The following is a 20394-nucleotide window of genomic DNA, read 5'->3' on the forward strand; positions in this document are numbered from 1 at the left end:
ATATAAATGTCAATACGATTTGATGAATTTGGCAATAATTGGGGAGATACAGGCGCAGAACGTAAGGCTCCGGCAGTATCATTTCAGGATAACTGACATTCAGAGATCTTATTATTGCTTGAAACGCCGGCAAAGCTGTGATATAATCAGTATATGAACTCATAACAGAGCGAAGCACTGCATCGCAGTACATGATATAACAAAGGAAGATGTCCATGAATTTTATAATAAGGAAAATAGTACAGTTTTACATGAGGGATTTTACAGAGATCTGCAAGCTTGATAATCCGGAATTCGGAGAAGGACTTGCCAGACTAAAGAAAAAACTCCCGAAAGACTCTGCGCCGTCAAAAAGCGTAAGGAGAAGTTTGGATATAGAAAAGCACAGGGTAAAAGGCGGCATATACTATACAGCCAGGGATAAGAAAAACAGGAGCAATAAAAAGGTCCTTTTTATACACGGGGGCGGCTTTTTTCTGGAAGCCCTGCCGCTGCACTGGAAGCTCTGTCAGCGTCTGGCAAGTGATACAGGCTGTGAGATAATATTCCCGCAGTATCCCATGATACCTGAGACTACAGCCAAAGCTTCACACGCCATGCTCATGGAGGTATACAAGGAATTCATAAAGGATACCCGTCCTGAAGATATGACCGTAATAGGCGATTCCGCCGGCGGGACCCTTGCGCTTTCGGTATCCATGCTCGCAAGAGACAGCGGGCTGACGCTTGCAAATGAGATAGTGCTTATCTCACCGGGCTTCATAATAGGTGAAATGACCGGAGAGGAGAGACGCAGAGCCGGATATATCAGAAAGCATGACTATATTCTGGGGGAATTCCCCATTGAAAAGATCAGCGAGCTGTGGCTCGGTGAACTTGACCTGAATGATTACAGAGCGAATGCCACAAAGGTCAGTCTGAGCGGATTTCCGCATATAACCATGTTTTCGGGAACTCATGATATACTGAATATACCTGCAAGGCGGTTTGCCGCGAGAATGAAAAAAGAAAGGCACCCTTTCTCTTATTATGAGAAGAAGGGCGGCGCCCATGATTACGCTTTATTGAAAAAGTACCGCAGGGAATATGAGATCATAGTATCAAAGATAAACGGCAGATGAAAGGCGTTATTGCATTTTTACCAATTGGAACCGCTTTTGATTGTAAAAAATCACAAAAAAGAATATTGCATATCATAATTAATATTACCTACTTGAAATAAAATGGAAAAAATGTTATAATTCATAAGTAGGATAAGTGCCGGCAGGAATTGAAAAAACCGTTTTCGGCTCCGCATGGCTGCTTGTCCGTTATGGATATTGCATGAACGGATGTGCGGCTTTGGGTGGATGCCGTCCGTGCATGGAAAGGAAAGGTGTATTGGAATGCCTATTACAGAAGTCATTAAGAATACCGCTCCCGGCGCCGTACTTTGTTTCAAGTACCCGAACGAGGACTTCAACACCGGTGCGCAGCTGATAGTTGCCGAGTATGAGGAAGCCCTTTTTATGAAGGACGGTGTTATCGAACAGGTATTTACTGCGGGAAAATATACTCTTACGACCGAAAATTTTCCTTTTCTTACAAAGCTGCAGTCAGCTCTTCTCAGCGGAGGCGTGAGCAGATACAGCTGTAAGATATATTTTGTCAATACTCAGCATCACCTTGAACAGAAATGGGGAACTCCCGATCCCGTAACGGTACTCGATCCGTACTGGCAGACATATTTCCAGGTGCAGGCAAGAGGATCATATACCGTTGCTGTAAAGGAAGTAAAAAAATTCTTCCTGAAATTCGTAGGCGCAAATGCCTATGCGTCAGAAAACGATATAAAGAAGAATTTCCGTATCGCTTTCGTTCAGAATATTTCCGACCAGCTTGCTGAGTACATAACCTCTTCCGAGGAAGAGACCATTGTAATATGCAATAAAAAGAAAGCCCTTGCCGACGGCGTAAAGGGTTCGCTCCATGAGGTGCTAGACGAATACGGTATGGAGCTGATAAATTTCTATATCGAGACAATAGGTGTCATTGAAGATGAAAACTATCTCTCTGTAGTAAAGATGCGCCGTGAGCGTCAGGAAAAGATGTTCAGCCGTGAGCAGAGAATGGAGGAGGCAAGGCTCGACTTTGCTCTCAGCCGTGAAAGATCAGAGGCGGAAAGATATATTTCCGGTCAGGGTGCTCAGGCAGATTATGAGCGTATGAAGATACGCGACCAGGACGGCGGAAACGGCTGGGCAAGACAGGAGACAGCGGAGATACTTCATTCGGCAGCAGAGAATACCGGCGCGGGAAGCGCTTTCATAAACGCAGGCATAGGACTCAATGTGGGACGTGCTCTCGGCGGTATGATGGCTGATATGGCAAATACCGGCAGCTCAGGTCCGGGCGTCGGCTCACTTTCAGCTCCGCAGGGGGCAGGAGAGGCTGTTCAGAGCGAGACTGTGATATGTCCGAAATGCAATGCGGCAGTTCCTAAGGGAATGAAATTCTGCGGACAGTGCGGCACACCTGTTGAAAAGCCCAAGTGCATATGCGCAAACTGTGGATTTGAGATCCCTGAGGGTATGAAGTTCTGCGGACAGTGCGGCACACCTGTTGCCAAGCAGCCGCAGGTTTGTCCCAAGTGCGGCGCGGAGGTAGCTGAAGGAATGAAATTCTGCGGAAGATGCGGAAACAGAATGGAGTGATCGCCATGAAAAAAGGTAATCTTTTAGTATCATTGTTTTTGATAGCAATAATAAATATAGGAATATTTGCGGTAGTCAATGACCGTTCCGATGTATTCTGGGTAAATTACGGCTTCCTGATGTTTGCGGTGCTGTTTGCTGCCTGTACCTTCAGCTTTGGCTCAAAGGCTGAAAAGCTTGCAAACAAGCTGAATATCTATGTGGTAGCAGCAGTGTTCCTGATATGTGAGGCGATCGCCGCATTTGTGTGCGCAAGGTTTGACAGCGCCGCATGGGCACTGATAGTACATCTTGTTATTATCGGACTGTTTATTGTGTTCCTGTATATGACGCTGTCCGGCAACGCTCATATTGATCAGCAGCAGGCACAGCGCGGAATGGATCTTCAGAATTTCAAGACAGTTCTTGAGAAATTCAAGGGCGTTCAGAAGAATGTTCCTTTTTCCGCTCCCTATAAAAAGATAGTAGAGAAGGCTTTTGACGCTGTAGCCTCCGGTCAGGTGACCGGTTCTCCGGAAGTTGCCGGTATCGAAAGAGAGATATCGGACGCTGTTGATGAACTTGGCAAAGCTGTTTCTTCCGGTGATGAACAGGCAATAGCTTCTGTCTGCACTAAGATTGGGCAGCTGGCAGCCGACAGGGAATCAAGGCTGAAACTCAGATCAAATTTTTAATTCATGGGGGAAAATGTCATGACAGTTAATCAGAAATGGTATCATCAGACCGTAGTGATCATACTTGCTTTCCTGGTCTTCTGGCCTTTGGGTATCGGTCTTATAATCAGCCGTTCAAGAGCCTCAAAGCAGGGAATGTTTGTAGGAGGCCTCGATTTCAAGACGGCGTGTATAGTAGCGGCTGTTCTTGCTGTTATGGGACTTTACTGCATCAGCAAATCGAATTCCTCATTCGTAGGTATGATGGCATACTTTATAGGTGCTGTTGCGGTATTCCTGTATGGCAAAAAGAATGATGCGAAGATCGAAAGATACAAGAAGTACGTTGATTTCGTGGCAAATCAGCATATCGACAATATCGACACTATGGCAAATGCCTGCAATATCCCTTATGGTACCTGCCGTGCCGAGCTTGCAACGCTGATATCCAAGGACGTTTTCAAGGGTGCGTCTATAGATGATGTTACGCATACTCTTGTTCTGTTGAGACGTGTGGCTCCTCCTACTGTTGTGGAGCCTGGAGTAACAAGCGCTCCGACTGTATCTGTGACCTGTTCGGGCTGCGGCGCGACTGTAGCTTTAGCAAGAGGAACAAGCTGCGAGTGCGAGTATTGCGGAAATATCCTCAATGCCTGAAATACAGATACATTAATTACATAAGAAAAAGCCATAAAGCGTTTTCCTTTATGGCTTTTTTATGTTATATTCTGTTCAGCTTTTATAAGATATCCATATAAAGCCAGGACGCTGTATGTGCATAATGCTGATTTTTGACGCCGGTTGCAACAATTTCGGCTTTTTTTGACACTTAATAAATGAACTTGCACGGAAGAAGTGCAAAGATTCTATGAATCGATTCAGAAGGAGGGTTCCCTATGAAAGACAATACTGAAGACGTTAAGCTCGCGCAGCAGGGCAGTACAGAAGCCTTCGCGAGACTGTATTCAGAGGTCTACAAGGATATGTATCACATTGCATTATATAGTCTCAGAAATTCACACGACGCTTCTGACGCTGTAAGTGATACAGTTCTTGACGCTTTTTGTTCCATAAAAAAACTTCGCGATCCGTCAATGTTCCGCAACTGGATACTGAAGATACTCTCTGCAAAGGTAAAGCAGAAGCAGAGGGAGTATTTCGCGGCCGGTGAGGAACTCAGCGACGACGCTAAGATAGACAGCTTCAACTATGAGTCGGCAGAGCTCAGGGAAGCACTCGGCAGACTTGACGGCGAATCACGTTTACTATTGTCGATGTCAGTGCTGGGAGGCTATACGAGCGATGAGATAGCCGGCATATGCAAGATCAAAGCCGGTACGGTACGTTCAAAGCTGTCTCGGATCAAGGAGAAGCTCAAGCTTGAGCTGACTCCTGAAATATGAAACGAAAGGGGTATCATTATGAACGATAAAGAGGTTAGAAAAATGCTGGAAGATGAACAGATACCTAAAGAACTTGATCCGTCAAACATCAAGCTGATGCTCGATCAGAAGGCTCCGGCAATGAAGAGAAAGAGGATATCGGTAGTATCACGTTTTGCGGCGATAGCGGCAGCCTGTGCTGTTGTAAGCGGAACAGCGGTGCATTTTGCTTCGCAGAGGAAGAATGTCAGCATAGATACCGGAACAGACGAACCTGCTGTCACTACTGAAAACGCGGTGGAGGCAACGACTGAGGCAGCAACTGCGGTATCACATGAGACAGTCCCCAGTGTCAAGGGACCTTATATGAACGGCGCCAGGGATTACGATGAGATATACGAACTTTTTGCAGACAGCGCCGAAAGGTATAAAAAGGAGTATTACCGTTCCATGAACCGTGCCCGCTATGATGAAGACGGAAATGCCGAGGAAGAACCTCCCGAATATGCGTTGGAGAATGAAGATGACGCATTTACAGCGCCCCCAGGAGGAAAAGGCGGCGGAGGAGACTACTCCGTGACCTTCGATCAGGAGGAGAACGTTCTCGAAGCAGATATTGTAAAAACTGACGGAAAGCGTATCTACAGCATCAACAACTACGGAAAGAAAGCTATACTTCACATAGCAGACGCTGATAACGGAGAACTGAGCAATCTTGTCACTATCGATATTGCTGCGGAGACAAGGGGATTACTGGGCGAAAATTATATAAACCGCCATACAAGTGTCGATGATATGTATATTTATGACGATATGATCCTCGTTATAGGCAATGTATTTGGTCAGGAAAAGGACAGTTTGGTCGAGGAATATAACTGGTATATGAATTCCAGGAATAAGACTTTTGTTACAGCTTATTCTCTGGACGATTCACACGAATGCTTAGGCATATACTGTCAGGACGGTTTTTATCATGACGTTCGTATATCACCTGACGGATATATGTATCTGTTAACGAGCTATAACACAAGCAATTATATCACTATCGAAGACAACAGTGACATCGAAAAGTATATACCGGAAGCAGGAATGTATCACGACGTGAAGTTACTTTCGCCCGAAAATATCTATATGCCGGAATCAGCGATCTCATCAGGAAGATATTTGTCATATACCGTTATCGGAAGCATTGACCTGAACGAATCGGAAGAGATGAGACCGTTCACAGTCAAGGCACTGGTACACGGAGATGATAACTACGGATATCTGACAGAGACCTACTGTGCGCCTGATGATCTTTATATCGTAACAACAGATTATTATCAGCTGCCTCAGGATAATGTTGAATACGGTCATATAGAAGAGAATGAAAACACAAGTCATATCACACGCATAGCAATTGGCAAGGGCAGTATTGAACCTGCTGCTTCAGCAAAGATCGAAGGCTATGTAAACGATCAGTTCTCGATGAGCGAATATGACGGTTACTTCCGTGTAGCTACTACCAGAAACAGGATGACCCTGGAATACACAAAGGGCGAATACTATGATTTCGGTGACAGTTACGAAGAGGGTCAGGACAGTACGCCAAAGCTTGTAGAATACGGTTATTATGAATATAAAGACAACACTATAGACAATATCCTTTATGTTTTTGATCTTGATATGAAGGAAGTCGGACACATTGACGATTTCGGCAATGATGAACAGGTAAGATCTGTCAGCTTCGGCGGCGACAAGGCTTACGTCACCACTTTCAGACAGACAGATCCGCTGTATGCCATAGACCTCAGTGATCCTGCTTCACCTGTCATACTTTCCGAATACAAGATGAACGGCTACAGCAGCTACCTGCAGAAGTGGGACGACGGTCTCCTCATCGGCTTTGGTGCTGACGCTGACGAAACAGGAATGATCCAAGGTCTCAAACTGACGATGTTTGACAATTCTGATCCTAACGATCTCAAGGCTGTCGATTCGTATGTTATGGACTGGGATGATGTTTTGGAAGATGAAAACGGTTACTGTAACTCAAATGCGTTATGGGAGCGCAAGTCGCTGATTATCGAACCTAAGAAAAATATCATAGCATTCCCTTATTATATATCGGTATACAGAGAAGACGGTGACTCATATTACAATGATTATTACAGGTTCTTCTCATTTGAGAACGGCAGGTTTGTGGAAAAAGGCACTCTGTACGGTGAATATGACAAGGACGAGTACAGTTACGGCTCTAATTCATTAAGAGCGCTGTATATAGGAGACTATGTATATATCGTAAGTGACAACGGTATAACATCTGCTGATATAGAGAGCATCACCAGAAAGGATAGTCTGACTTTTGAAGAAGTGTATGAATATGAGATTGATGACTATCAATGATGATATCGTGCCGGACCGCTTTGGATATGATCGTGTGTACGCAATAACCGCCGTGAGGCGGTTATTGCCCTGAACAGGGTTCAGGGAAGCAGCTTCTCCTTTATCATAAGGAGAAGCTGCACGTACACACTTGATTATGCTATGACAGGTTGTACAGTGCAAGGGAGCAGGTCTTGGCAGGTAGACACGAAAACAATTTCATATCTTGAATAAAATAGTGTGTACTCAGTAACAGCTGTGAGGCGGTCACTGAGTACACACTGTTTATGTTATACTATATCATTATATTCCAAGGTCGGGAAGTGAAACGATGCTGTCTGCTTCACCGCCTATCATTGTTGCGAAATGCTCTGAAGCAAGCTGATCGTGCAGATTGGTACCTATACTCTGACCAGAGACATTGCGTTTTTCACCTGTTTTGGAATTAGCGGAATAGGTAAATGAAACCTCACCGTTTCGCAGATTGACATTTATCTGATAGCGGTACCATGAACGGTTTGATTTGCATATCAGACCTCTGCATTCGCTTTTCTTGTATTTATACTCATGGACCTCGCCTTGAAAGGGACCTGCTGTCCTGATATAGCCATTTTGCTCAAGGATTTTGGCTATGGAATAATTGCTTACGCGGACCTCTTTTTTGTCAACATAAACATAGCCGTGATCGTCCGCGGTATAGGTCGTACCGTCGGGATTTGTGCCAGAGCCCCAGGGATTGGTCGTAAATGATTCTATTTTATCTGCGTCAAGGGCGCATTCAAACTGTATGGCTTCGCAGATGACCTTTGCAGCTGAAACGTCTGCCCTGTTTCTTGAAAGCTCAATGTAATCATAGACGTTTGGAATAATAAGAGCAGACAGAACTCCGACGATTGCAATGACAATAATTACTTCGACGAGCGTGAAGCCTTTAAGTTTATTACCGAGTTTATCGCTTTGAGTTTTTTCGTTCATATTATTCCCTCCAAACACTATAAAATCTTTTTTGCAATTAAATTGTATCACTATTTGTATAAAAAGTCAATATATATTAAAGAAAATTCAGAAAATAATAACATTTTATATACTGGGCGTATATAAAACACATGGGTTTATTTTGTTAAAAGAGCACTTTAGTGCTGATAAGAGAAATACATGATCCGGTATGAACAGCATTTGAAATCAGACATTATGCTTGCTGTTAATGTGAGTATATGCTATAATGAATGCAAAGCATTCATTATATTTTATCTTAATGCCCTTGCAGATACGCAAATCAGAGATTTGCTCCCTGCAATCGGGTGATTATAGCATATTGCTCCGCATATATGCTATAATGAAAAGGCATTCTGATCGTTACGGGCTTCGCTGAGAAAGTGTGCAGCACCTGAAAAACACAGGGGCTGCGCGTACAATTACCGTTAAAGAAGAATTATTCAGATGTTTTAAAGACTTTTTAAACTTTAAAGTTGTATTATTATATCAGAAAAGAAACATTGGAGGGAACGGTTTATGTTCTTTAAAATGCTGAAAAGCGACCTGAAACGCAGAAGAGGACTGAATATCATTCTGTTTGTGTTCATATCTGTTGCAGCTGTACTGATGTTTACCGGAGCTGTGCAGATATTATCAAATCTTACCAAGGACAAGGCGGTTGAACGGCTCTGCCGACCGTCTGATATGCTTCTTATCGCTTCTTATAACGACATGGGCGAGGACGAGACAAAGGGAGCAATGCCGGCTGAATTATCCTCGCATGAAGAAATTACGGAATGGGAATACAAGAAAATGACAGAGATAGAGTATTCCTCACTGGATTTCAGGGATTATGACGAGGAGGATCTGTCGTGGGATAATTTTTATTTATCTGCCATGCCTTCAAAGCTTGATCTTGTTTATGATACGAACGACGATCCCTTTTACGTTCCGAACGGCTGTGCGGCGATATCTGTGGGGATTGCGCAGAGAACGGGAGCAAAGACAGGAGATGTCTTCAGTTACACCACTGAGACCGGCAAGGTCTATGAACTGAAGATCGACCGCATATTCAAGGAAAATATTACAGGATACATTGACAGGATAATAGTTTCCGACGCTGATTATGAAGTGCTTACTGCTGATTCTGTAATAAAGGACAATGTTTACGGAGTCAGGGTAAAAGAGAGCACATACGCGGCGCTCAATCAGCTTGTTGAAAAAATCAGAGAGAGAATAACTGTGTACGGTAAAGCGGATGTGACGTCGATGTCAAATGATGATGCGATACTTCATATCATATCCTTAGCCGTTGTTGGGGTAAGCATATTTTTAATAGCGATTATTTTCATGACTATCCGTTTCACGATGGTAGCAGATCTGAAAAACGAGGAAAAGGAGATCGGCATGATGAAAGCTCTCGGAGTTGATTCGCTCAGCTTCAGATGGCTGTTTGCCGCAAAATACATTGCGTTTGCCATAGTCGGCGGAGTTATAGGGATTGCCGCGGGCATACCGCTTGCAGGTCTTGTGGTAAATATGTTCGGACCTGACTGTATCCTTCCGAGGCGTTGGGAAATGCTTCTTATCGGAGTTGTATCCGTACTGTCAATGATATCGGTGATGATACTGTTTTCGCTTCTTGTAATGAGAAGGATAAACAGGATAACGGTGATCGACGCTCTTCACGGCGAGAACCGCGGCGAGCGCTTTACAAAGGGATTCCCGCTGTTCATGCATAAGCGCAGAAAGATGTCGGTACCGATGTTCCTTGCGCTTACTGATATACTCGGAAGGTTCAAGCGCTATATTTTCCTGATAATAGCCTATACTTTCGGAGCTGCCATGATACTGCTTATATTCAATCTCCGCAACAGCAATATCAATCCTGAGTATACCCGTTTCTGGATGGTAAATACCTATGATTTCGACATTGATCTCAGCGAAGAACAAAGAGAGGATATACACAGGGAAAGAGCCAGAACAGGCAAGTATTTCTGGGAGATAGTAAATGACAGGATAGCTTCTGCCGGAATCCCTGCCCATATAGATATAGCGACCATGGGATTTGCTTCTGCTGATTTTGACGGCACTTCCCAGTCCTTTATGCTGTACTGGGGTGAAGGAGTCGCAGAGAAGCAGCTGTACCAGAAAGGCGGAAAGGTTCCCACCCTTGAAAATGAAGCTGCAATGAGCGCATATACCGCGAATCATCTCGGAGTTAACGTGGGCGACGTTCTTAATGTCAGATTTACCGAGAACAATGAAGACGGTACAGATACTGAAGAGCATGAACGTGAAGTGGTCATAACTGCGCTTATAGATTATATGGAAGAGGGAGTTCCGGTCATAGTGATGAACGATCATTATGACACGGGGTACGCAGGCGGACGCGATGTTATCGGATATTGTATCGATACGCCCGAAAAGCAGAAGCCTGCTGTTATAAAGCAGCTGAAGGAGCTTTTCGGAGATGAACAAATACTTACTGCGATGGAAGGCATAAAAGAGGACATGAAGAAGTTCGACAGGATATTCTTCCTGCTTGAGTATATTGTCGGCGGTGCTCTGTTGATAGTGATTATACTCATAACCTATCTTTACTCAAATATATTCGTATATGAGGAAATGCCGGAAATAGCCCTTTTGAAGAGCATGGGCTTCCGGAACGGAGGGGTAAGGAAATGGTATATCCTGCGTATGCTGATACTTACGCTTATATCGTTGGTATGCGCGGAGATAATGGCGTGGAGCTGCGGAACACCGATGTACAGGGCATTTATGAAGCAGTATCACGTGACCGGAGTGAAGCTTGAGCTGGAATTGCCGGTAAGCTTTGTCGTCATTCCATTGATAGTTGCCTCTGCGATACTTCTGACTGCTTATTTCACGGCTATAAAGGTTAAGAACATTGATATATGGAATATTTCTGAAGAGTAAGGGAGAAAGGTATGGAAAACATAATATCCGTCAGGGAGCTTTGCAAAACATATATAATCAGGAAAAACAGCAATAATGTGCTGAGGAACATCAGCTTTGACCTGAAAGACGGGGAGTTCATATCCGTTATGGGTCCCAGCGGAAGCGGCAAATCGACTCTGCTTTATACCGTAAGCGGCATGGACGCAGCGACTTCCGGAAAGGTGGATTTTTCCGGAAGGGATATAGGTTCACTTGGCAGGAAGGAGCTTGCAAGGCTCAGACTGCATGAAATGGGATTCATCTTTCAGCAGATGTACATGATGAAAAAGCTCTGTATCCTTGATAATATCCTTTTGCCTGCCTATCAGGCGGGAGTTCCGAGGAAGGAAGCGAATAAACGCGCGGAGGAGCTTATGCGCAGACTTGGTATAATCGACACTGCCGAACACGAGATAAACGAGGTGTCCGGCGGACAGCTGCAGCGTGCCTGCCTGTGCCGTGCTCTCATAAACGAGCCCAAGGTGATTTTTGCCGATGAGCCTACAGGAGCTCTTAATTCAAAGGCTGCCGCTGATGTCATGCGTGAGCTTGCAGCAGCAAACCGTGCAGGCACGAGCATAATGATGGTCACTCACAGCGTAAGGGTAGCAGCTATGAGCGACAAGGTGCTGTACCTGATGGACGGCGATATACAGGGCGAGACAGAGCTCGGAAAGCTTTCGGACGAGGGAGAGCTTCCGGGCCGTGAGCGCCGGCTCAGCGAATGGCTGATGGAGCGAGGATGGTAAGGAGAAGGATATGGGTATGAAGAGGATAATTGCCGCTGCGGCAGCGCTTGCGGTATCAGCGGCTGTAATGTGCAGTTGCGGCAGGAACGGCTATGAGGGATTTGTTATCCCGGAGCAGGGAGAGAGCACCCTGAAACCTGTTGATGATATATATATCCGCAACGATTACAGCGGAATTGCGCCGACAAAGGAGAAGACCATCAGAACTGTCCGTTCAGCTGACGGTATATGCGTCATCGGCTGCAAGGAGAGCTATTACGACGTGACCCTTGATTACACAAAAGGCAGCTTTTACGATGCGGGAGCGGCATATGCGGAAGCGATAAAGCTTGCAAGGGAGGATTATCCCTCATTTTCGGAGGGATATCTCTATGAAAACGTAAGGGCGGCGTTCAACGGAATGGACGGGGACTATTCCGGACTTATGAAAAGGGCGCTGAACTTTTACAATAATCTTGACGAGGACTACAGGCAGGAGATAGACGGCTTTGCTGACAGGATGCACGGGGATTCTGAGGGCCTTAAAGAGGACGGAATACTTTCGCGTGAAGAGATAATGCTTATGCAGTTCATACCAGACGCGCTGAGGGGAACAGCCTGCAGCGTGATCTCGGCGGACGGAAAAACAACGGCGACAGGCGAGCGCATCTCATGCAGAGTCCTTGAATGGCAGCTGGGAAGCGACAACCAGCTTTGCAGCGGACATTCCGTAGTTCATATGAAAAACGGTGACAAGAGTTTTGTTTCGGTCACGTATTTGGGCTTTATGACGATACTGACGGCTGTAAATAAAGACGGACTTATGCTTTCCGAACTTGATGTGGGCAGCGGTGAAAAATATGTATATGACGGCAGGAAAAGCTATACATATGACCTCAGATACGCGCTTGAGAACTTTTCCACAGCGCGTGAAGCTGCTGAGTATCTGAAAGCCAGCGCGGAAAAATACCCGTACAGCTTCAATGTTATGTGTACTGACAGGAATGAAGCTCTTATAGCGGAGGTATGCTCAGGCAGTGAATGCGGTAATACCGTTATCAGGGACAGCTCCACTAAACTTAACAGGGGGCTTGAATGGGACGATCCGGATTATATCTGTGCTGTAAATTCCTTTGCCGCCGACGGAAATACAGATCAGCTCGTTTATAACCGGCAGAATATAATCAGGTGGAACAGGTTCAGCGAGCTTTTCTGCGGTGAGAAGAACATTACGGTAGACCGCTTCAAGGAGCTTATTACCAGTGAAAAGACCGACAATGACTTTGTGCGGATACGGGGCGGGGGAATGGTGCATATGGTCATAGCGGACTATTCTGAAAACAGTCTGCAGGCGATACTCACAGGCACTGACGGTGTTACCGATTCTCCGGGATTTATTGATCTTGGCAGATGGGACTGAAACGTATACAGGGAGTGAAATATGACGGATATTCTTATAGTTGAGGACGACCTTGAAATGGGCGGACTGGTAAGGGATTTCATGATAAAGGAGGGCTTCTCGGCAAGACTTTGCACATCTGCCGAGGAAGCCCTTGTGCTGCTTGATGAGGAAAAGGTGGGACTGGTGCTGCTTGATGTAATGCTGCCTGGAATGAACGGTTATGAGACCTGTGCGGCAATACGTGAAAACCATGATATATCCATACTTATGATGAGTGCGCTGAATGACGAGGAAAGCAAGCTCCTCGGTTACAATACGGGAGCTGACGACTATATCGACAAGCCTTTTTCCGTGAGGGTGCTTACCGCGAAGATAAAAGCGCTGATGAAGCGGAACAGCGCTGCAGTACAGGGGGAGACCCTCTGCGGATACGGTATTGAGCTTGATCCTGTGTCGAGACGTGCCACCAAGGACGGAGCTGAGCTCAGGCTCAACGCAAAGGAGTTCAGTCTTCTGCAGTATCTTATGGAGCACAAGGGAGAGGCGGTCCGCAAAGAGGAGTTGTTTAACGCGGTCTGGGGCTTTGACTGCTTTACTGAGCCGAGCACCGTAAGCGTTCACATATGCTGGCTGCGTGAAAAAATTGAAAAGGATCCGAACAATCCTGAGATCATCAAGACGGTGTGGAAGGTCGGATACCGGTTTGGAGAGCAGATATGAAAAGGTTTTTTTCTGTATTGCTGCTGCTGGCTTTGCTTTTTGCGGCATCGGCAGCCGTATTCGATCTTGTCTGCATAAAAAAGTCCCGCGAGACAATGAACAGCAGGAATGTTACTGTGAACAGGATACATTCCGAGATAAGTGAGCTCATTGTGAAGAACGGCACGAGCCCGTCTGATATTATTGATGAGAATCTTGAGGGCTGGCAGGAGCGTTTTGGCAGGTCTGCACCGCAGGAGATAGGATTCATATCAGCTGACGGAGGCGGGATATTTCTTGCTCCCGCTGAAAGCTCCAACGCATTATGCGCTTTAACTGACGGCAGCGGCAGGACCATCGGCTTTATCGAGTATACATTCCCCAGTAACAGCAGCAGGAATGTGCTTATAGTTGTAAACTGTGCGTTTGCGGCAGCTTTTCTGATAACTGCCGCCGCTATGATATACGTATGGCTGGCGGTCATCGTACCCTTCAGGAAGCTGTCCGACTATCCCGAAAGACTTGCGCGGCTTCGTGACATACAGAAACTTCCTGAAAGCAGGAGCCGTTATTTCGGCAAATACATATGGGGAATGAATATGCTCTCGGATGTGCTTGCGGCGAGCAGCAAAAGGATACATATCCTTGAAGGCGAACATCAGAAGCTTGTAACGAGTATAGCTCATGGCGTAAAAACGCCTCTTGCGAATATCAGGCTCTATACGGACGCAGTGCGGACAGGGCTTTATTCCGGGCAGGGTATGACTGAGGAGATAGCCGACAGGATAGACCGTAACGCTGACAAGATAGGAACTATGGCAGCTGAGCTTATGTCAGCCTCGGCGGCTTCCTGCGGCGGATATGAGACAGAGATTGCAGGCTTCGGTCTGAAGGAGCTTGCGGAGCTTATATACGTTGAATACAAGGACAGGATGGAGCTGCAGAGGATACCTTTTTCAGTTGAGTGCAAAAGCGGGTGCGTGGTAGAGAGCGATAAGTATGCGCTGTACCGTGCGGTAAGCCAGATGCTTGAAAACGCCGTGAAGTACGGTGACGGAAACGGGATAAAGGTAACGCTTGCGAAAGCGGACGAAGGATTTTCTGTAGCTGTAAGGAACAGGGGAGAACTGCTCCCGGAAAAGGAGCTTCCGTATGTATTCAGGAGCTACTGGCGCGGCTCCAACGCAGCGGACAAGGAAGGCAGCGGAATAGGACTTTACGCTGTGTATGAGACCGCAAAAGCCCTGGGCGGAAGCGTTCATGCAAGGCGCATAGAGGAAACTTCGGAAATGGAATTCGTTATCTTCATTGAAAAGCCGTGACATTCCGTTCAGTGAATATCAGTGAGCCATAAAAAAGGCGGGAGCGGTATGTTCACAAAAAGTTTACAGATCATATCCGCACATTTGCGTGTACTATTTCGTTAAACAATAAAAAGGCGTCCGTTGCCGTAAAAGTGAGGGATTTGAATGAAACTTATAAAAAAAGTGCTGCCTGTCGTGACAGCGGTCACAATGGCTGTGGGAAATGCTGCGTTATTCCCTGTTATATCCGATGCAGAGGCTGTGAACTGGGAAAAATATCTGAATGCTTGTCCGGAATGGCTGCCAAGGGATTTTGAATCCGCTATGGATTTCTATAATACCTTTGGTTCCTCCAGAGCGGATAATGATACTATATGTATCGTAAGCCATGTACCTGACGGTTATAAAATGAAAGCCGGTATAAAAGCGGCTTATGTCAGTGATGAGGTCAGGGCGGAATCCGAATATGAATCCCATATCTTCAGTTTTAACTTCAGGCTTCCCGAAGAGCCGGATAAGAGTGACGCAAAGGCGTATGCGGATTATCTGGATACCATGAGACGGTATGAATACTCCGATATCGCGGAAAAAGGCACTCCCGGCTTCCATTATGAAGCACTGGTCATATTAAACAATACCGCAAAGGGATTTGATGTTGATGTCAGCCTTGAGGATAAAACAACAGGCAAGTCATCAGAAGGCGTGAGATACACCTTTGTCAATGAGGAAGGTGTTCTCAGAGAGACTGACATTTACAGCTGGCTGCCTGATTCTGTTCCTGAATTCAATGAATACATGAAAAAGAACGGAAACATCTCATACAGAGACGGTATGCTCATCTACTGCAACACTATCAATTACTCAACAGGAGCGGCTCTGAATGTTGACCAGACCGGTTCCGGAAAGCTGAAGCTTGCTGTTGACGGAACAATTAATAGAGATGAGCTCATTCAGTCCGCAGGCGGCGCTTCAAGCGTAATGATGATATATAAGGGTGAGACCGAAGGAAATGTAGATATCACCTTTACGTCAGGCAGGTCATGGGCGGTTGACGCGTCGGATCATAAGACGCTGACTGCTTCTGTCCATATCGACAGTAATATGGACGTTACAGAGAAAAGTGTACAAGTGCCTGAATGGATACCGCAGGATTACGTGTCAGCTGTCAATTTCAGCAATGAGCACGGCGCGTCATTTGTAAAGGACGGTATTATCTGTCTGGTACGCTGTATGGACTATGATATGCAGAGGTACAGCGGACTTAGCTTTGAGGGAACAGCTGCGGAAAAGATAAAGAGCTGTGAGCTTATAGACAGGGTATATAGTGATCCGGACAATGGTTACATATCCTATAATGTCATGGCTTACGATATACCGGATAATACGGATATTACTGTGAACTTTACGTACGGACGGTTCAGCGAGAACATGAAAGCTGTAAGATCATTCAGCTTCATAAAAGACAGCACAGGTTATATAACCCAGACCGACTGGTATTCATGGCTGCCGGACAGTTCTGAGGAGTTCAGTGCGTACTATGATAAACACGGCACATTTTCAATTCAGGACGGCTATGTTATGTACTGCACCAACGCTCCTGCTGATGGAACATATGAATTCGTTATCGGGCAGAACGGATCTGGAACTTTTATCGAGGAGCATGAAGAAGTATCTGAAAAGCGGGAGATTACGGAGAGCGATGATGAAGAGGAAGATAACAGCAGGCAGCGTTACATAATAAAGCTGTTCAGGCCTGTAAAGGCAGGTACAGTCAGACTCGCGGTCAGAAGAAAAGGAAGATGGGATGATGTGAACATCTGTGAAGATGCAGCGTATTTCAGGATCACCGATGATATGCACATCATACCTGCGGAAGAAACAGACATAAAGACCACAGTCATGGGCGACTGCAACGGAGACGGTGTTATCGGTATCTCTGATATGGTGGCTCTGAAAAAGTGGCTCCACGGAAAAAGCAGTCTGCCGGAGTATGGCAGCGCAGACGTCAACGGTGACGGTTCTGTTGATATATTCGATCTTGTTGAGATAAGAAAGCAGTTGATAAATGGTATCACTGAAGCGCCGAGACCTGTCATGGTTTTTATAAGCGAAAACTTTGCATGGTCGGTATATCAGAGCGTTACTGTTATTGATCAGTACGGAACAGCTTACAGCTTTAAATATGGTGATGAAAGTTCAAGCTGGTCTGATGCACAGGGCGTGATATTATCAATGTATGATTCCGGGTGGTACGACAGGATATTGAAAATAATGGCAGAAAGTCCGGGCTCAGCAGGCTTCATACCTGATTCGGTAATGGCTGCGGCAAACAGTTTCGCGGAAAAGACCGCAAGCTACAGTGATACGAAAATGTACAGCGTCGGATATATGTGCGATGCGGGCAGCAATTCGCTGTATCTTGTGAACACCGGTTCCGACGGAAAGCCGGTTAAGGCTGCGATAGCGACATTCGGCGACGCGGTAGGCTGGATAGACGATAAGGAAGTCAAGGACTTTATAAAGCTGCTTGACAGCTATGATATTTACGGCAGAGGTATCATAGAAGTGCTTGAGAAAAACAAGGGATTTTTCTGATAAGCGGATTATTCCGAACTTTGATGATTATTTCAGGGGAATACAGTGGGAGTGTGGCAGAATAACTGCAAGAGGGTGAGCCTTAGGTGCTCACCCTCTTTTTTTATGCTATATCATGAATGCTTATTTGAATGCATATCTCATGAAAGTATACAGATGAGGCTTAACAGAGTCTGCACCATGAGTACCGCCGGGTATGGACTGATAAACATGGTCAACGCCGTTTCTTGTGAGGATATCGCTGTACTGTTTCGGGAAAGTTCCTACAGTACCGTCATTCGTACCGCCGGTTATCATGAATACAGCCGGTTCAGGACCAACATCTCTGAACTTCATTTCACTTTCCTGCATACAGCCGGGGTGATGCATGAACATATCAGAGCCTGGTGTGATACCGGGTGCCGGACAAGCGCCGCCCACATAGCCGAAGAGGTCGGGACGCATAAGTCCGCAGTAGATAGCTTCACGGCCGCCCATTGAGAAACCGGTTATAGCTCTGTTTTCTCTGCCTGTCTTTACCGGATAGTTCTCTTCGATGAAAGGAATGAGGCTGTCTGAGATATCATACAGGAAGTTATCATACTCAGCGCAGGTCTGCTGATTGATACCGCTTGGGCTGTTCATGGTCTTGCTGGTGAACATATTGGGAGTAACTACTATGAACTCCTCAGCCTGACCGCTGGACATAAGACCTGTCATAAGCTCCTGAACGCCCATACCGTTTACCATATCGTTCTCGCTTCCCATGATACCGTGCAGAACATACATTACGGGGTATTTCTTGTTCGGATCATAGTTCGGAGGCAGTATGACGTTACAGTTCTTTGTCTTGCCTGTGTATTTGCACATATACGATTTTTTCTCCACCTTGCACTGGCTTGACTTTTCAGCGCCGTTGGGAACAGTTGTAGGCATATCGTTCTTTATCTTGCTGTTGAGCTTGACGGAAGCTGAACCTCCGCCGGAAGTGGTTGTTGTTGTGGAAGTTGTCCTAATTGTCGTTGTAGTTGTGGTAGCGGTAGTCGTTGTAGTTACAGGATCCGGCAGCTTTTCCGCGCCGAGGAGATATTTCTGTAAGCATACAAGGTCAGCCACATTTACAACGCCGTCGCCGTTTACGTTCGAGTTGGGAGGAACTGTGCCTGCGCCGGACATCATATTGAGGATACCTCTTCTAAGAGGAGCAAGGTCGAATACATCTACGATACCGTCCTCGTTTGTATCGCCTCTCTTGCCGTTTGAAGGCTGTGTTGTGACGGTAGTAGTGCTGCTGTTTCCGTTCAGAGATACAAGAGCCGGGGTACCGTTAACACCTGCATAAGCGTTGTCGATATAGAAATCCGTCAGGCTGTCGGTAGCTTCAACATAAAGAATAAGGTTCTTTGCTCCGGACGGGATCGTGTATGCAGGATTGGAAAGCTCCACCCAGTCAGTGGAAGCGGAAGCTTCCGCGACCATGTCATATATATCCGTACCGCTTGAATCAGTGTACTGAAGAGTAAGCTTCATAGAAGCTGCTGAATCCGGCTTTGCGTCAACGCCGAAGCTGTATGTCTCGCCGGGGATAAATGTACTCGTGTCAAGGGATATAGCAGCGCCGTTCCATTTGTCTGTACGTCCGGAGACGTATAAGCCCTTTGAGCCGTCGTAGCCGCCTGAGGCTGCCTCTACGGATGCGCTTCCTCTGCCGCTCCAGTTGCCTGCACCGCTTTCAAATGTTTCCGTGAAATAGTAACCGTTCTCATCAGCCTGCACCGGCTCTTTTACTTCGGTTCCCGGAGTTGTCTGATCATCGGGATCGTCTGAGGTCGGGAAGGAGATAGACTTGACGTTTGCCGAGCCGTTAGACCTGTAACCCTCGATATTGAGGGATACCTCATAGAGAGTTCCCGACATATCAAGACCTGCCTGCGACCATGCGTCAAAGTGTTTGGATACGCTGATGGTGCCCTTCATGTAGTTGGTCTGATTGTTTCTCGAACCGCTTGTCTGGCGGATGCTCCAGTACTGCGGGAATGTGGCAGTACCGTCAAGTGAGGGCTGGTTATAGCGCATAGTCTTGCATATATCATAAGTATTGCCGTTGAGAGTTACTGTGCCCTTTCTTTCTGCACCGTCTCCTGGCGGACGCCAGTCGCCCCAGCCTTCGACGATGTAGTATTCCATAAGAGGGTTCCTCGTCCAGCCATATACACACATATAGGAATTTCCTCTCGGTGTGTATTCAACATCGTAGTTGAGGGTTATGCTGCCGAATTCCTTGTAGTTTTTCTTCTGACTGTCAAAGTTTTTGCCCATGCGGGCGAGGAAGTTCTCAATGTTGCTCCATGAGCAGGTGAAAGAGCCTGCACTTGGGTTCATTGATATCTGTCCCTGACCGTTCTGATTCCACATTTCGTAATCGTAGCCGCCGATATTTCCTCTTTCCTGCTGGTCGGCAGCTGAAGCTGTGAAAGGAACGGAAGAAAAGATCATCACAGCGGAAGCTGCACCGCCGATGATCTTTTTGATGTTTGTAAATTTCACTTCAATCACTCCTTTGTTAAAATAAGCAAATTACATGATTTCGGTAATCCCCTGAGGAGCCTGGCGCTCCTTTGTTTCTATACTATTATTATAGTATGAATGACTGATGAAT

14 protein-coding genes are annotated in these 20394 nt (G+C 46.1%); 12 read left to right on the forward strand and 2 right to left on the reverse strand.

Annotated features, from left to right (window positions below; translation table 11 throughout):
• The first annotated feature begins 215 nt into the window (after nucleotides 1–215).
• From QZZ36_RS07115 to QZZ36_RS07140, 6 genes are all read left to right on the forward strand, one after another.
• Complete coding sequence (locus tag QZZ36_RS07115) at nucleotides 216–1121, forward strand: alpha/beta hydrolase fold domain-containing protein (RefSeq protein WP_295079036.1); 906 nt, start codon at nucleotides 216–218, stop codon at nucleotides 1119–1121.
• A 264-nt stretch (nucleotides 1122–1385) separates the two neighbouring features.
• Nucleotides 1386–2693: an SPFH domain-containing protein gene (locus QZZ36_RS07120; RefSeq protein WP_295079039.1), complete on the forward strand. Its 1308-nt coding sequence runs from the start codon at nucleotides 1386–1388 to the stop codon at nucleotides 2691–2693.
• Nucleotides 2694–2698: 5 nt separating this feature from the next.
• Nucleotides 2699–3367 carry a hypothetical protein gene (locus tag QZZ36_RS07125; protein ID WP_295079042.1) on the forward strand — a complete coding sequence of 223 codons (669 nt, stop codon included), beginning with the start codon at nucleotides 2699–2701 and terminating at the stop codon, nucleotides 3365–3367.
• Nucleotides 3368–3385: 18 nt separating this feature from the next.
• Nucleotides 3386–4003 carry a hypothetical protein gene (locus QZZ36_RS07130; RefSeq protein ID WP_295079045.1) on the forward strand — a complete coding sequence of 206 codons (618 nt, stop codon included), beginning with the start codon at nucleotides 3386–3388 and terminating at the stop codon, nucleotides 4001–4003.
• Nucleotides 4004–4242: 239 nt separating this feature from the next.
• Nucleotides 4243–4749: a sigma-70 family RNA polymerase sigma factor gene (locus QZZ36_RS07135; RefSeq protein ID WP_295079048.1), complete on the forward strand. Its 507-nt coding sequence runs from the start codon at nucleotides 4243–4245 to the stop codon at nucleotides 4747–4749.
• 18 nt (nucleotides 4750–4767) lie between these two features.
• Nucleotides 4768–7113, forward strand: a complete 2346-nt coding sequence (locus tag QZZ36_RS07140) for a beta-propeller domain-containing protein (RefSeq protein WP_295079051.1) — start codon at nucleotides 4768–4770, stop codon at nucleotides 7111–7113.
• 282 nt (nucleotides 7114–7395) lie between these two features.
• On the opposite strand, the gene QZZ36_RS07145 is transcribed toward QZZ36_RS07140, so the two are convergent.
• A complete protein-coding gene (locus tag QZZ36_RS07145) occupies nucleotides 7396–8067 on the reverse strand; it encodes a prepilin-type N-terminal cleavage/methylation domain-containing protein (RefSeq protein ID WP_295079054.1) in 672 nt (223 codons plus the stop codon).
• A gap of 537 nt (nucleotides 8068–8604) precedes the next feature.
• On the opposite strand from QZZ36_RS07145, the gene QZZ36_RS07150 reads away from it, so the two are divergent.
• The 6 genes from QZZ36_RS07150 to QZZ36_RS07175 all read left to right on the forward strand — a co-directional run bounded on the left by QZZ36_RS07150 (nucleotide 8605) and on the right by QZZ36_RS07175 (nucleotide 17756).
• A complete protein-coding gene (locus QZZ36_RS07150; RefSeq protein WP_295079057.1) occupies nucleotides 8605–11007 on the forward strand; it encodes an ABC transporter permease in 2403 nt (800 codons plus the stop codon).
• Between the two features lie 11 nt (nucleotides 11008–11018).
• A complete protein-coding gene (locus QZZ36_RS07155) occupies nucleotides 11019–11777 on the forward strand; it encodes an ABC transporter ATP-binding protein (RefSeq protein ID WP_295079060.1) in 759 nt (252 codons plus the stop codon).
• Nucleotides 11778–11787: 10 nt separating this feature from the next.
• Complete coding sequence (locus QZZ36_RS07160) at nucleotides 11788–13176, forward strand: C45 family autoproteolytic acyltransferase/hydolase (RefSeq protein WP_295079063.1); 1389 nt, start codon at nucleotides 11788–11790, stop codon at nucleotides 13174–13176.
• Nucleotides 13177–13197: 21 nt separating this feature from the next.
• Nucleotides 13198–13878 (forward strand): response regulator transcription factor, encoded by a 681-nt coding sequence (locus QZZ36_RS07165; protein ID WP_295079066.1) that lies wholly within the window; start codon nucleotides 13198–13200, stop codon nucleotides 13876–13878.
• On the forward strand, nucleotides 13875–15179 hold the full coding sequence (locus QZZ36_RS07170; protein ID WP_295079069.1) for a HAMP domain-containing sensor histidine kinase: 1305 nt from the start codon (nucleotides 13875–13877) through the stop codon (nucleotides 15177–15179). Before QZZ36_RS07165 ends, QZZ36_RS07170 begins: the two co-directional genes overlap by 4 nt.
• A 147-nt stretch (nucleotides 15180–15326) precedes the next feature.
• A complete protein-coding gene (locus tag QZZ36_RS07175; protein WP_295079072.1) occupies nucleotides 15327–17756 on the forward strand; it encodes a dockerin type I repeat-containing protein in 2430 nt (809 codons plus the stop codon).
• A 123-nt stretch (nucleotides 17757–17879) separates the two neighbouring features.
• Here the strand turns inward: QZZ36_RS07175 and QZZ36_RS07180 are convergent, their stop codons facing one another.
• Nucleotides 17880–20282 carry a glycoside hydrolase family 11 protein gene (locus tag QZZ36_RS07180; RefSeq protein WP_295079075.1) on the reverse strand — a complete coding sequence of 801 codons (2403 nt, stop codon included), beginning with the start codon at nucleotides 20280–20282 and terminating at the stop codon, nucleotides 17880–17882.
• Nucleotides 20283–20394 lie beyond the last annotated feature (112 nt).

The organism is Ruminococcus sp., assembly GCF_016287535.1.
In the GTDB taxonomy this organism is placed as follows: Bacteria; Bacillota; Clostridia; order Oscillospirales; family Ruminococcaceae; genus Ruminococcus.